Annotated in this window: 15 protein-coding genes and 1 tRNA gene; 8 read left to right on the top strand and 8 right to left on the bottom strand. The window is 49.5% G+C overall.

From position 1 onward, the window contains the following. The first annotated feature begins 12 nt into the window (after positions 1–12). Positions 13–711 carry a hypothetical protein gene (locus ABGI61_RS14275; RefSeq protein ID WP_347602212.1) on the top strand — a complete coding sequence of 233 codons (699 nt, stop codon included), beginning with the start codon at positions 13–15 and terminating at the stop codon, positions 709–711. Between the two features lie 197 nt (positions 712–908). On the opposite strand, the gene ABGI61_RS14270 is transcribed toward ABGI61_RS14275, so the two are convergent. The 3 genes from ABGI61_RS14270 to ABGI61_RS14260 form a co-directional block, all read right to left on the bottom strand. After that, a tRNA-Val gene (locus ABGI61_RS14270) sits at positions 909–985 on the bottom strand. Between the two features lie 117 nt (positions 986–1,102). Next, the gene (locus ABGI61_RS14265) at positions 1,103–2,116 is read right to left on the bottom strand and encodes a DUF3080 family protein (RefSeq protein WP_347602210.1); all 1,014 of its coding nucleotides are present in this window, start codon (positions 2,114–2,116) and stop codon (positions 1,103–1,105) included. A 4-nt stretch (positions 2,117–2,120) separates the two neighbouring features. Next, positions 2,121–3,479 carry an MATE family efflux transporter gene (locus ABGI61_RS14260; RefSeq protein ID WP_347602208.1) on the bottom strand — a complete coding sequence of 453 codons (1,359 nt, stop codon included), beginning with the start codon at positions 3,477–3,479 and terminating at the stop codon, positions 2,121–2,123. Positions 3,480–3,536: 57 nt separating this feature from the next. Between ABGI61_RS14260 and ABGI61_RS14255 the strand changes: the two genes are divergently transcribed. Beyond that, complete coding sequence (locus ABGI61_RS14255; protein ID WP_347602206.1) at positions 3,537–4,169, top strand: riboflavin synthase subunit alpha; 633 nt, start codon at positions 3,537–3,539, stop codon at positions 4,167–4,169. 17 nt (positions 4,170–4,186) lie between these two features. Here ABGI61_RS14255 and ABGI61_RS14250 read toward each other — a convergent pair whose 3' ends face one another. Genes ABGI61_RS14250 through ABGI61_RS14240 form a run of 3 tightly spaced genes read right to left on the bottom strand, consistent with a single transcriptional unit; the run spans position 4,187 to position 6,080 of the window. Further along, a complete protein-coding gene (locus ABGI61_RS14250; protein WP_347602204.1) occupies positions 4,187–4,387 on the bottom strand; it encodes a CPXCG motif-containing cysteine-rich protein in 201 nt (66 codons plus the stop codon). Between the two features lie 28 nt (positions 4,388–4,415). Then, positions 4,416–5,174, bottom strand: a complete 759-nt coding sequence (locus ABGI61_RS14245) for a pteridine reductase (protein WP_347602202.1) — start codon at positions 5,172–5,174, stop codon at positions 4,416–4,418. 45 nt (positions 5,175–5,219) lie between these two features. Then, complete coding sequence (locus ABGI61_RS14240) at positions 5,220–6,080, bottom strand: fructosamine kinase family protein (RefSeq protein WP_347602200.1); 861 nt, start codon at positions 6,078–6,080, stop codon at positions 5,220–5,222. Between the two features lie 132 nt (positions 6,081–6,212). Between ABGI61_RS14240 and ABGI61_RS14235 the strand changes: the two genes are divergently transcribed. From ABGI61_RS14235 to rplT, 6 genes are all read left to right on the top strand, one after another. Next, positions 6,213–7,706, top strand: coding sequence for a methyl-accepting chemotaxis protein (locus ABGI61_RS14235; protein ID WP_347602198.1), 1,494 nt, complete (start codon positions 6,213–6,215; stop codon positions 7,704–7,706). Continuing rightward, a complete protein-coding gene (locus ABGI61_RS14230; RefSeq protein WP_347602197.1) occupies positions 7,703–8,224 on the top strand; it encodes a DUF6436 domain-containing protein in 522 nt (173 codons plus the stop codon). The genes ABGI61_RS14235 and ABGI61_RS14230 overlap by 4 nt, the downstream gene beginning before the upstream one ends. A gap of 152 nt (positions 8,225–8,376) precedes the next feature. Then, positions 8,377–10,287, top strand: a complete 1,911-nt coding sequence (gene thrS, locus ABGI61_RS14225) for a threonine--tRNA ligase (protein WP_347602195.1) — start codon at positions 8,377–8,379, stop codon at positions 10,285–10,287. Positions 10,288–10,326: 39 nt separating this feature from the next. Next, on the top strand, positions 10,327–10,869 hold the full coding sequence (infC, locus tag ABGI61_RS14220; RefSeq protein ID WP_081502266.1) for a translation initiation factor IF-3: 543 nt from the start codon (positions 10,327–10,329) through the stop codon (positions 10,867–10,869). A gap of 88 nt (positions 10,870–10,957) precedes the next feature. Further along, positions 10,958–11,155: a 50S ribosomal protein L35 gene (rpmI, locus tag ABGI61_RS14215; protein WP_081502265.1), complete on the top strand. Its 198-nt coding sequence runs from the start codon at positions 10,958–10,960 to the stop codon at positions 11,153–11,155. A gap of 17 nt (positions 11,156–11,172) precedes the next feature. Beyond that, the gene (gene rplT, locus ABGI61_RS14210; RefSeq protein WP_008219135.1) at positions 11,173–11,532 is read left to right on the top strand and encodes a 50S ribosomal protein L20; all 360 of its coding nucleotides are present in this window, start codon (positions 11,173–11,175) and stop codon (positions 11,530–11,532) included. Between the two features lie 95 nt (positions 11,533–11,627). Here rplT and ABGI61_RS14205 read toward each other — a convergent pair whose 3' ends face one another. Next, complete coding sequence (locus ABGI61_RS14205) at positions 11,628–12,734, bottom strand: META domain-containing protein (protein ID WP_347602192.1); 1,107 nt, start codon at positions 12,732–12,734, stop codon at positions 11,628–11,630. Positions 12,735–12,793: 59 nt separating this feature from the next. Next, complete coding sequence (locus ABGI61_RS14200) at positions 12,794–13,684, bottom strand: alpha/beta fold hydrolase (protein ID WP_347602190.1); 891 nt, start codon at positions 13,682–13,684, stop codon at positions 12,794–12,796. Between the last annotated feature and the right edge of the window lie 23 nt (positions 13,685–13,707).

Here is a 13,707-nt window from a genome sequence, read left to right as displayed (position 1 = left end):
GGGGCAAAGAATATGTACCGATACTTCTCTGACGCAACGCAATTAAAAGCGGTATTTGGCAGTTACAGCACACTGGAGGCTTTGCGGGTTAAATGCAACATTGAGCACGCTATCAAAAGGCTTAACATTCCCTCAGCAGCCCTACTGGAACAAATGCAGCAGGAAGGGTTAAACCTCGCTGACATAGAGCCGGCCGTTAATAACAATGCGGAAGTGGCAGAGACGTCTGACACCGTGCTGCGAAGCCATCTGCGCAATACTTTTCTAGCTGAAGATAAGCTATATGCGGCGCTGAGTGCATTAAGCTTGTCGCAAAAATCAGAGGTTAGGGATTTACTGCAGGTTGTTGTTGGTTACTTGCACCTGCCCTCAGAGACGCTGCTAAAGCGTATGGCAGAAGAGGGCCTGACGCTGGATAAATTAGGTATAAAATCCAGCACTGCGCAGCTTGATACCGTGCGCAATAAACTGAACGCTCTTAATCAGCAACATAACACTCAGGCGTCGCTTGCAGATAATCAACTAGGTACTCGGGATGCAGTAGCAGGCATTCGCCAGCGGATAAAACAGCTGAGCGAAACTCAGTTAACAGATGCTATTGAAACGCCGTTAAAAACGTTGGTGCAATGTGAGGCAAATGATCCCGAGCACGCTGCAGTTAATGTCGTAACCTTTGCTGCTATGCAGGAAAAACTCAAAGCTAAAGCCTGATGGCATGAGCTGATACCTACATACCGGCTTTTATCAATGGTCATATTCAGCACACAACTAGAGCGCCCGATAGCGGTTTTGCAGGATCGTTTGGGCGAAGAGTTTACCGAGCTTAATTGCGCTGGCGGTACAACAGAAAAACTTTTGCGGCTTAAATAAAAACGCCACCCGTAAGGTGGCGTTTTTAAAAGAATTTTTGGTGCGTCCTAGTGGACTCGAACCACCGACCCCCACCATGTCAAGGTGGTGCTCTAACCAGCTGAGCTAAGGACGCACGCTTTGGTTGTTGCGTACAGCGAACAACGGCGGCTATGTTATTGCGCAGCTACAGCCTTGGCAAGTGTTTTTACTGCTTCGCTGGCAGTTTGCTGTATTTTTCACCGCTTTAAGCTTAGCTGCTCGTGGTTAATTGCAGTGGGCATTGGCTGTTAAGGTCCTGCCACCATTTAACATGTATCGCCAGTTCGCGGCGCATATTTTGGTAATTGCCTTCAAACCGTACTGTGAGTGCCTCTATCAGCGGTGTGTCGGCATATAGTTGTTGCAGCAGCGGCCACAACTGCTGCTGATATTGCTGCAGGTTTACTGTGTATTGTTGTACCTGCGATATAAAAAATTTACTAAAAATGTTGGCTAGTATTTCCAGCTGCTGTTTATCTGGTCTGGGCTGGCACAGGCTTTGTGGTGCCACCTCGGCGAGCATTTGGTTAAGCTCAGATAGCTGATGGCTGCTTTGACGCAGGCTGTATTGCAAACGGCCTGGCAGGTTAGCCTGATATAGCAATTGTAATTGTTGCTCTATATCGACACTGCTTGCCGCTTGCCAGTTTTGTTGCTGAATAAACTGCTGCAGCTGGGTTAATGCTGTTAGCGCTTGCCAGCTTTCACTCAAGCCCGGTTTGTCATTGTAGGGTAGGCTATCGCGCACGCCCACTAGCTGTTTACGCAGGGTGTCGTCGGTGAGCAGCATGTTGTTAAAGGCTAGTTTTGCACTTTGCTGCTTGGCGTCATATACCTGCTGTAGCTGGCTTTGCAGCTCAGTATTGTCCCACTGCTTTTGCAGGCAAATAGCTAACTGGTGTAAAAAGCGCAGCTCATAACTTAATTGTTTGCTGGTGGTATATACCCGGCCCAGGCTGGAGTTACGCTCGCCGATTAAGGTGTCCAGACCACAGTGGCGGGTAGCAAAGGTGTCGGTGAGATCCAGCCGCAGATCGGGCAGTGGCTGCTTGAGATCGCGCGGCTCGGTAAGTAAAGGTGCCGTTGGCAACGGCGTTTGTGGTAGCTCTTGCTCTAACACCCGAGCCAGGCGCTGCTGATAACTTTCAACGGCTTTTTCGCCACTGTCTTTCGAGCAACCGCTAAGGCCTATCAGCAAACACAGTGGTAGTAGCCAGTATTTCATCGCTTTATGTTGCCTCGCGCTCAAACCTGTGCAAAGTGCGTTTTAGAATAATGGCCAGTAAGATAGCGGCGACGCTGAGGCCGGCAATAATGCCTACCCAGAAGCCGTGTGCGCCCATAGGTTCAACCAGCCAGTTTGTTAAACCTAGTACGGCGCCTAAACCAAAACCGATTGGCCAGTAAGCAATAAAGGTAACGAAAAACACCGGTTTGGTCACTTTCATCCCGCGCAGTGCACAGGCTGACACCACCTGAATCGCATCTGACACCTGATAAAAGCAGGCCAGTATCAGTAAAGAGCTGGCCAGTGCCACCACGGGCGCATCGGGCGAGTACAGCGACGCTATGCTGCCGCGCAGCATATAGGTAAGGCTTGCGATCACCAGCGACATGAGTACTGCCAGTACGATGGCGGTAGAAACGGCTTTTTTCAGCTCCAGTATACTTTGTTGGCCCACCAGGTGGCCGACACGGATAGTAGCAGCCATACCCAATGACAACGGCAGCATAAACACGATGCCACTGTAGTTTTGCGCAATTTGGTGGCCGGCCACCATAATAGGCCCAAGATGCACGATGGCCAGCGGAATACAGGCAAACAGTGTGACTTCGAAAAAGATAGAGAACGCAATTGGCGTACCTATACAGATAATTTGCCAGATGTCTTTCAGATTGACGCGGTAGCTGTCTGGCTGAGTACGATAACGTGCCGTGCTGCGGCTAAACCAGCCATAGACCAGCATGGCGATAAACATGGCCAGAAACACCAGCGCAGTGGCGATACCACAACCGGCACCGCCCAGTGCCGGCATTCCCAGCTTGCCGTAAATAAACACATAATTGGCAGGAATGTTCACCAAAATGCCGACAAAGCTAATCCACATACTGGCTTTGGTGTTGCCAATACCTTCAAACATGCTGCGCAGCACCATATAGCCGGCAGCCGGAAACAGGCCAAAACTCACATAGTACAAATAATCCAGTGAGATTTGCCGAAGCTGGGCATCCATGTTTAACAGATCGATAGGCACTTGCACATATAACATCAGTACGAACAATGCCGCCGCCAGTGCCATAGCGAGGTACATGGCCTGCAGCGTAAAATGGGTGACCGGTTTTACTTGCTTACTGCCAAAATACTGCGCCACTATTGGCGTTAGTGCCAGCAGCAAACCTTGCATGGTCATCACTACGGGAAACCATAGGCCTGAGGCAACGGCAATAGCCGCCATATCAACCGCGCTGTAGCGACCAGCCATGACAGTGTCGACAAAATACATCAGGGTTTGGGTAAGCTGTGCCAGTACGATGGGACCACTGAGTTTTAAGATGGTTCTGGCTTCGAAGCGGGAAAACGGTAACATAGCGAGTGTCGTATCAACAGCGTGCAATGGCGCGCAATGTAGCACAGATGGGGGCTTATGTTTACCGGAATAGTACAAGCTAAAGTGCAGGTGACACAAATACGCGATAAAGCGCAGTTTCGTCAGTTAACCCTAAAAGTGCCGCCGCAAAATCTTAAACAGTTAGAGCGAGGCGCCAGTATTGCCATTAATGGTGTGTGTTTAACAGTCACTGAGTTTGACAGCGCAGCCGGTTGGGTCTGTTTTGATGTAATCGCCGAAACCTTAAGCAAAACCAATTTAGGTCAGTTAACACAGGGGGCAGAGGTTAACCTGGAGCGCTCGTTAAGCTTTGGCAGTGAGCTGGGCGGCCATATTGTGTCTGGCCATATTCAAACCACAGCAGTTATAACCGAGCTTATTAAAAGCGCTGATAACTGCGCTATGCGCCTTAAGCTTGCGCCAGAGTTTATGCGTTTTATTCTAAGCAAAGGTTTTATTGCGGTAGAGGGTTGCAGCCTAACGGTGGGGGAAACCTACACAGATGGCTTTAGCCTGTATTTAATTCCGGAAACGCTATCTATTACCACCCTGGGGCAAAAGCAGGTGGGTGACGTACTTAACATTGAACTTGACCAGCAAACGCAAACCATAGTGCAAACGGTTGAGCGCATTATGGCTGAGCGTTTTGCTAAGGTGTCGCAGTCGTAACGATAGCGCGTAAAGTCTTAGTAATACTGCTCGTCATCGGCATCAATAAACAGCTGCACGCTGTGGTGTAGCTCGTCTTTATGCACACGAATATGTATGGGGTTGCAGCAATTGCTGCAATCTTCTATGTATTCCTGATCTTCATCGGTCACCTCTACGGTTAGGTGCACCGGGTGGCCACAAAACGGGCAGTCGATAGTTTTACTCAGCATGCTCATAGTGCTCTCCCTGTAACATGATAAAGCTTCAGGCTTTAGCGTTGCCGCTGATACTACGCCCGCCATCAACAGTCAGAATATGGCCGTTAATGTAAGGCGATTGCAGCAAAAACAGCAGCGCTTGTGCGATGTCTTGCGGCGTACCCAGCTGCTGCAGCGGTATTTGCGCAAGTATAGCTGCCTTATCCTGCTCTTGCAGGCTAACCGATTGCGCCGGTGGCCAGAGTATGGCACCCGGTGCAATAGCGTTTACCCGCACCTCTGGTGCCAGCTCCTGTGCCAGCGCCTTGGTCATCATCAGCAGCGCCGCTTTGGCCATGCAGTAGATACTGTGCTGTGGCAGTGGCTTTTCAGCATGGATATCAACCATATTTACGATAACACCCCGCTGCTTGGCCAGCTCAGGCGCCAGGGCCTGACATAAAAAGTAGGGCGCTTTAACATTAGAGCCAAATAAATCCTGCCACTGCGCCATGTTGGCCGAGTGAATAGGGGTTGGATAAAAGCTGGATGCATTATTAACCAGTACATCTAAGCGGTTAAAGCAGCTCCTTACCGCGTCACACAATGCTGGCCAGCCAGCTTCATCCAGTAAATCAGCTTGCAGTACTGCAGCACTTTGGCTGCGCTGCTGGTTTAATTGGTTTGCCAGGTTATCGGCCTCAGCACGTGACTGGTTACAATGGATAATAACCTTGTAACCCTGCTGATGCAGGGCCTCAATCATGGCGCGGCCCAAACGTTTAGCGCTGCCGGAAATAAAAGCAACAGGGGAAGAGCAAGACATAGGTAATCCGGTATTGTTAACTGCACGGGCTATGATGTGGCCGAGTTAATAAAACAACTGTTTGATCAGCTCCTGGGCCTGCACCAGATAAGCGCCGCGAAATAAATAAGCATGGTTTAACACATGATACAGATTATAAAGATCTTTGCGCTCAGAATAAGCTTTCTCCAGTGGATAAAACTCCTCATAGGTTTGATAAAAGCTGTCAGGAAAGCGACCAAACAAGGTACTAAAAGCAATATCGGCCTCGCGGTCGCCGTAGTAGCAGGCCGGGTCGAAAACCGCTGGGCTGTCAATAACAAAGCCGACATTACCGCGCCATAAATCGCCATGTAGCAAGCTTGGCACTGGCTGATAATGTACCAGCCGCTGCCGGCACTGTTCCACCAGATAATCAATTTTGCCAAAACCGAAGCCTTGCTCTAACAGCAGTTGCAATAACCAGCCAATCCGCTGCTCTGAAAAAAAGCTGCTCCAGTTAGCTTGCCACTTGTTCGGCTGCACAGTGCTGCCAAGCATGTTGTCCCAGTCAAAACCGTACATGGCCTGCTCATGTTGGCGGTGCAGCAAAGCCAGTTGCTGCGCCAGATTCCGCCAGCCGGTTAACGTTTCACCGGCAAACGGCAGATATTCCAACACCAGAAAGGACTTATCCAGTGTTTGACCGCTACAAATAACCTTGGGCACCCGGATACAATGCGCCTGTCGCAGCGCACTGAGGCTAAGTGCTTCAGTATCAAACTGTTCGGCTTGTTCGCGTTGATTTATTTTGACAAAAAACTGTTGGCCCATGCCCTTGATATGCCAGGCCAGGTTAATACTGCCGCCACTGAGCTGAGTTTTTTGCTCAATCTGAAAGTCAGTGTCTAACTCACTGTTGATATGCTCAGCAATTGCCTGCCACATAAACTGCCTCCTTTGCCAGTGACACCTTAGTATGGCCGATATTGCCAATTTTTCACTGATCCGCACCAGGCTTCGTCACGTAAATGCGACTGTGCTTGGAAACAGGCCTCCCATAGATCAAAAGGTTGTACTATGACCCTCGCTACTGCCCGTTTTCGTCTGTCAGCTTATAACATTATGCTGGTGATTAATGTGATGCTGCTGGTTGCTGCCACTGCTCTGGCAGGGATGCAAAACAACTGGCTGGCGGTCGTGTTGGTTGGGTTACCCACGGCGGTCATCCCGCCTCTGTTGTATAAAACGCTTGGTGATCATAGCTTAAGTCGTATCAGTTACGGCGTTGGCTTTATGTTTTTCGCTGCGTTATTTATTCACGAAACCGGCGGAATGCTGGAAATGCATTTCGCCATTTTTGTGTTGTTGGCCGTATTAATCGCTTTTCGTGACTATCAGGTGATAGTTGCTGCTGCACTGACAATCGCAGTGCACCATTTGCTGTTTATGTATTTGCAAATGCAAAACGCCGGTGTATATGTGGTGCCACAACAGAGCCTGTCGCTTGGCATAATTGTACTGCATGCGTTTTTTGTTGTGGTGGAAGCTGCTGTGTTGGTGATCATTTCCCGCCATAGCCTGCGTGAGGCCCAGGTAGGGCAGGCACTGTTTGACGCGACAGAAGCTTTGGTAACGGACAGCGGTAAAATAGTGCTGACCGGGCGCTGTGTCGACATTAAATCGCGGGTAATAAACAGTTTTAATGCCGTATTGACGACTTTACAGCACACCATCAGCACAATTGATGAAGCAAGCGCCAATCTGAAACAGGAAGCGCAACAGCTGCTTGGCAGCGGAACTGAGCTATCCGGTAGTATGGTTAAAAAGCTGGCCGAAGTGGATCGTATCGCTGCAGCGACAGAGCAAATGTCGCTGAGTATCCGTGAAGTTACCGAACTGTCTACACAAGTTTTGCAGGCTGCAACGCAGGCTGAGCAGGCGGCGCTAGCGGGTAAGCAGGCGGTGGAGCAAACGATCAGTTCCGTGTCGGCATTAGCTAACCAGCTTGCTGAGACTGGCGATAAAGTGAATGATGTTGCCAAGGCGACCGCAGATATTCGCAAAGTACTGGATGTAATTCAAGCGATTGCCGAGCAAACCAATTTGCTTGCGCTTAATGCCGCCATCGAAGCCGCACGCGCAGGCGAGCAGGGCCGGGGGTTTGCTGTGGTGGCCGATGAAGTACGTACGCTGGCATCTCGTACCCGCGGTTCTACCGATGAAATTAAAAGTATGATCGAGCAGTTGATTTCCAACAGCGGCCAATCTGTTGAGGTGGTAGGACGCAGTATTACCCAGTTGCAGCACACCCGGCAGCATGCAGAGCAAAGTGGCGCTATGTTAGAGCAGATACTGCAGAACGCGCAGCAGGTAGCAACATCAGCTGATGTGATGACAAATGCACTGCGCCAGCAAAGCACCGCCAGCGCAGAGGTAGCGGAGGGCGCGCAGCATATAAGTGGTATGACTGCCGAGCAAAACGCGCTGGGTCAACGCGTGGTGCAAAGCGCCAACCAGCTAGAGAAGGTGACCCAGGTGCTTGCCAGCGAGTCCGGGAAATTTACAGTGTGAGGCTGCCGCCAGGCCGGTTGCTGATAGCGCTACTGCTGTTCGGCGGTTGGATTAGTTTAGGCTCTGCTGCCCTGTTTTATCTGGGCCAGCGCCATTATGGTGAATTTGCCGGTGCTGAGCGTTGGCAAGTTGATGGCTTGTCACTGACTGCGTTGGGCTTGCCGCTGCAAGAGGGGATAACCTTACTACACGTTATGGATGATGGCTGCCCCTGTAATTACCGCGCCCGGGGGCATCAGCGTGCGCTGGTGCAGGATGCCAGTTTGTCACAGCTGCAGCATCACTACAGCAGTGCAGCTGTGTTAGCGCAGGCAGGCTTTGCCCTTCCCGCAACCCCAGCCGTGCTGGTGTTTATCAACGGCCAGTTGCAGTACGCAGGGCCTTATGCCAGTGGTGTGTTATGTTCAGTTAATGATAGTTTTGTCATACCACTAATAACACAACAGGTTAAACTGCCCGGTGCCTGGCTAAACGGCGAGGCAAAAGCCTGTCGTTGTATAGTCAAGAGTTCCCGCTAATGCTACCATTACGGCGCTTCTACCTGTGCTGTCGTGCCCGGTTTAGTAGATGGCTTTTTGTGTAAGCCATTAACTACTTTATTGCACGGCCGCAAACGACACTAACAAACAAGTGACCCTTGGTACGGGCCACCACTGTATAAGGACTTATCATGCCAGTTATTACTCTGCCTGATGGCAGCCAGCGCGCTTTTGAACATGCCGTTTCTGTAATGGATGTCGCCAAAGACATCGGCCCCGGTTTAGCCAAAGCCACCATTGCCGGTAAGGTGAATGGCCAGTTAGTTGATGCCTGTGACCCTATTGAAACTGACGCTACCTTAAGCATTATTACCAGCAAAGATCAGGAGGGCCTGGAAATTATCCGCCACTCCTGCGCGCACTTATTAGGCCACGCCATCAAGCAATTATGGCCAAATGTGAAAATGGCTATAGGTCCGGTAATTGATAACGGCTTTTATTATGACGTTGATTTAGATCAGCCCATCAGCAGCGATGACTTAGCCAAGCTTGAAGCGCGTATGCTGGAACTGGCAAAAACGGAATATGATGTTATTAAGAAAAAAGTCAGCTGGCAGGAAGCGGTTGATACCTTTAAAGCGCGTGGCGAGAGTTACAAGCTGGAAATTTTAGAACAAAACGTTAGCCGTGATGACAAGCCAGGCTTGTATCACCACGAAGAATACATTGATATGTGCCGTGGCCCGCATGTGCCGAATATGCGTTTTTGCCAGCACTTTAAAATTATGAAAGTGGCCGGTGCTTACTGGCGTGGCGACTCGAAAAACAAAATGCTGCAGCGTGTTTATGGCACCGCCTGGGCCGATAAAAAGCAGCTGGCTGCTTACTTACTGCAATTAGAAGAAGCGGAAAAGCGCGACCATCGTAAAATTGGTAAAGCATTAGGCTTATTCCACTGGCAGGAAGAAGCGCCAGGCATGGTGTTCTGGCACAATGACGGCTGGACGATTTTCCGCGAACTGGAAAGCTTTGTGCGCGAAAAGCTGGGCCAGTACGAGTACGATGAAGTAAAAGGCCCATTAATGATGGACCGCGTGCTGTGGGAAAAATCCGGCCACTGGGAAAAGTACGCCGATAACATGTTTACCACCCAGTCTGAGCACCGCGAATACGCCATCAAACCAATGAACTGCCCGGGTCACGTACAAATTTTCAATCAGGGTTTAAAGTCGTACCGTGATTTACCATTGCGGATGGCCGAGTTTGGCTGCTGCCACCGTAACGAGCCATCAGGTGGTTTACATGGTTTGATGCGGGTGCGTGGCTTTACCCAGGATGATGCGCATATCTTCTGTACGGAAGATCAGGTGCAAGCTGAAGTGACCAAGTGTATTCAGATGGTGTTTGACACATACAGCACCTTTGGCTTTAAAAACGTGGCAGTAAAACTGTCGACCCGGCCAGCACAGCGTATCGGTAGCGATGAAATGTGGGATCGCGCTGAGCAGGGCCTGATGGAAGCGTTAAAAGCCAATGATATCGCTTACGAGCTGCAACCGGGCGAAGGCGCCTTTTACGGCCCGAAAATTGAATTTACTCTGCATGACTGTTTAGGTCGTGCCTGGCAGTGCGGTACGGTGCAATTAGACTTTGCCTTACCGGGTCGTTTAGGTGCCAGTTTTGTTGCTGAAAGTGGCGATAAGCAAACACCGGTGATGATCCACCGCGCCATTTTGGGCTCAATCGAGCGTTTTATCGGTATTTTAATTGAAGAATACGCCGGTTTCTTCCCAGCCTGGTTAGCACCTACTCAGGTAGTGGTGATGAATATTACCGATAATCAGGCCGGATATGTGCAGGAATTGGTAAAAACTTTCAAATCTCACGGCATTCGCGTCATAAGTGACTTGAGAAATGAGAAGATAGGCTTTAAAATTCGCGAGCACACGCTTAAGCGCATTCCTTACCTCGTTGTCGTTGGTGATAAAGAAATGGAAGCCGGTGATATTGCACTGAGAACGCGCAAGGGTGAAGACTTGGGTAAAATGTCGGTAGCGGCTTTTGTTGAAAAGCTAACCACTGAAATTAAAAACCGCGTCTGAGCCGTTAAGCGATAAGAATAATTTTCGGAGGAACATACTATTAAAGTAGGAAAGAAGACATTACCTGCAAACCGTCCTAACAGGATAAACGAAGAAATTAACCTGCCAGAAGTGCGGTTAATTGGTGTTGAAGGTGAGCAGCTGGGAGTAGTAAGTATTGCTGAGGCCAATCGTTTGGCTGAGGAAAGCGGCGCTGATTTAGTAGAGATTAGCCCGACTGCCGAACCGCCAGTATGTAAGTTGATGGACTACGGTAAGTTCCTGTTCGAAAAGAGTAAAGCTCTGAAAGAGCAAAAGAAGAAGCAAAAACAGATCCAGATTAAGGAAATAAAATTCCGGCCTGGAACTGATGAAGGCGATTACCAGGTAAAACTACGCAACCTGCGTCGCTTCATTGAAGAGGGTGACAAAGCTAAAGTAACGCTGCGCTATCGTGGTCGTGAAATGGCGCATCTTGATATCGGTATTGATATGTTAAATCGGATTAAAGAAGATTTAGCGGACATTGCCGTTTGCGAATCTTTCCCTTCACGGGTGGAAGGTCGCCAGATGATCATGATGCTGGCCCCAAATAAGAAGTAATAAGTGCTTTCAAGTGTAACCCTGCTCTGCAAGGTGTGGGGTTGACGCCTTATTATTCGTTGTAATTTAACAATGCGAGTTTTTAACTATGCCAAAGATGAAAAACAATAAAGGTGCTATGAAGCGTTTCAAAAAGACCGCTTCTGGTAGCTTTAAACGTAAGCAATCACACCTTCGCCACATCCTGACGAAGAAGACCTCTAAGCGTAAGCGTCAGTTAGGTCCAAAAACCTTAGTCGCTAAAGTAGACATCGCCGGCTTAGTCCGTTGCATGCCGTACGCATAATTAATTAGGAGTCTGACATGCCAAGAGTTAAACGTGGTGTAACGGCGCGCGCGCGTCATAAGAAGGTGTTAAACCAGGCTAAAGGTTACTACGGTGCCCGCAGTCGTGTTTATCGTGTTGCTTTCCAGGCTGTAATTAAAGCCGGCCAATATGCTTACCGTGACCGTCGTCAGCGTAAGCGTCAGTTCCGTCAACTGTGGATTGCGCGTATCAACGCAGCGTCACGTATGAACGGTTTATCATACAGCCGTTTCATTGATGGCCTGAAAAAAGCCTCAGTAGAAATCGACCGTAAGATTTTAGCTGACATCGCCGTATTCGACAAAGCAGCCTTTACTGCTTTAGTTGCTAAAGCGAAACAAGCCTTAGCTGCTTAATCTAAGCTGCTTATAAGAAAGCCACCCAAGGGTGGCTTTTTTTATGCGTTAAGCTCTATAACTGAGAAATGGTAGGGCAGCCAAAGGCGCTGCGGTTAATTAACCGCAGGCTTAAATTGCAGAATAAGCTGGTTGTTTTTAAACAGTTGCAGCTTGTCGCCGTTCACTTCGGCCCGATCTGCCGATTGCAATGACTGGGTAAACTGCTGCTCCAGCTCGCTGCTGTCGGCACAGAATTTACGGGTGCTGACCAGCGGTTGTACGGTTAACTGATTTGCCCGTTGCTTGTACTGACCGTTAAAGCTGTTGCAACCAGCAAAGCCATAAAGCCGCTCATTTTGATCAAAAATAACCCGTACATTCAGCTGCTGTGGCACATAGCGGTTAGTCAGTTTTTCTGCACGCCAGACAATGCCCTGCATTTTGCCGGGCTGTTGCTGATCCGGGCAAATAGCGCCAGGCCAGAACTGTTCAAACTTATCAATAAACAAGGTGGTGGCCTGATCATCCTGACCGCGACGGCCAATTAAGGTGGCGACTACGGCCTGACCACGAAAACGTTCATCCTGCTGATACTGGCGCATAACGGGTAAATGGTGCTGGGTATTGGCCACCGTTAATACGTCACCACTGCGACAGCTGGTAAAACTGGCCTGATTATCGCTTAGTTTATATAACCCCAGCATGGCCTGACGGGTATCGAGCTTCTTAAACTCAGCTTCACGGCTTAATTGGTATTTTTGATTATGGCTAATGGGTTTACCGCTTAAATCCAACATCGCTAAGGTGTTGTTGGTTAAGAAGTGAAAACCGGGTAATGTCTGCATTTGATTAACCAAATGCAGGCTGCGTTTTTCCAGTAACCAAATGCCTTTCACCAGATTCACCTGGTTACGGTCCAAATATTCCTGACGCGCTTCAAAGCGGCCATCGCGATATAAATTAACGTGGTAACTAATGCCTGGGCAATCGGCGCAGGGCAGGGTGCCGGTAAAACTCATATCGGCATCAACAAAAATATGCTCAAAATCGGTGGCAACGGCTTCAGTGGTGTCAGAATTTTCAATCACCACTTCTTCAGGCTCTGTTGGCTGTGCTACCTGGCTTGGGATAACCAGGGTTTCTACCTTTGCACTGCGCTCCGTAGGTAACTGACTGCAAGCCGACAACAGCAAGGCGGTAACAAGTAAACGCTTTTTCATCTGGGATCCCAGGTTAAAATTTTCGCCATTATAGCGGAATTACGTGGCGGCATTAACAGCTATTTAAGCGCCAGACGCAGCATTTTTATGGCCTGGCGCACTTGATGTGCAGCAAGCTCTGGTTGCTCTTGCATAAAGCAGTGACCACCATTGACAACCGATACCTTAACGGCTGGATTACGCTTTTGCCACTTAGCCAGTGCTTTGCCGATGAAGTCATAACTTTTATCACCATAGATCACCTGCACCGGCGGACAGGGTTGGCTTAATTGCTGCCAGAGCTTATCGGGGTATGACGAAAAAATATCAGCCTCTCGCTCGGGCTGGCATTTTAAACTTAGTCCATGCTCGGTGGGCTTTAACGCATGATCAATATAGGCGGCCAGCGCATCGGGGTGCCAGTTGGCAAACATGCCACGGTTAGTTAGATACGCTACAGCGCTATCCCGATCTGGCCAGTGCTGCCGGCGGCGTAATGCCGCTTTTGCCATCGGGTTTTTATTATACAGCCGCACACCTTTAAGCGTACCCATTAAGGTCAGCATAGTGGGGGTAAACAGCACCGGATCGAGCAAAATCGCCGCCTGAAACGGACTGGGAGCAGTACTATGGATAAGCGCGGTTAACACACCTCCGAAGCTGTGGCCCAGACCATAAACCGGCACATCAGCATAATGTGTTTTGTGCGCCAGCCAGGCCTGTGCGGCCAGCTCAGCACTTTTATTCCAGCCGACAAAGGCACCGCCATGGTCGCTGTCGCCATGGCCCTGGGCGTCAGATAAAAACAAATCGAAATCGTCATACAGCTGGCGCAGCATGGGTTGGTACATGCGGCTGCAAAAGCCATTGCCATGTAGCATATGCAGCACCGGTTTTCCGCGTGCTTCTGTGCGATAACCGCGCAGGGTAAACCCCAGCGGCGTATGAAAAGACCAGGGAACTAACTGCAAAAGAGGCTCCTAAACGTAGTGCA

Origin of the sequence: Rheinheimera fenheensis, assembly GCF_039871805.1 — a bacterium.
GTDB classification, from domain to species: Bacteria; Pseudomonadota; Gammaproteobacteria; order Enterobacterales; family Alteromonadaceae; genus Alishewanella; species Alishewanella fenheensis.
This window is presented reverse-complemented; position numbering and strand designations above follow the sequence as displayed.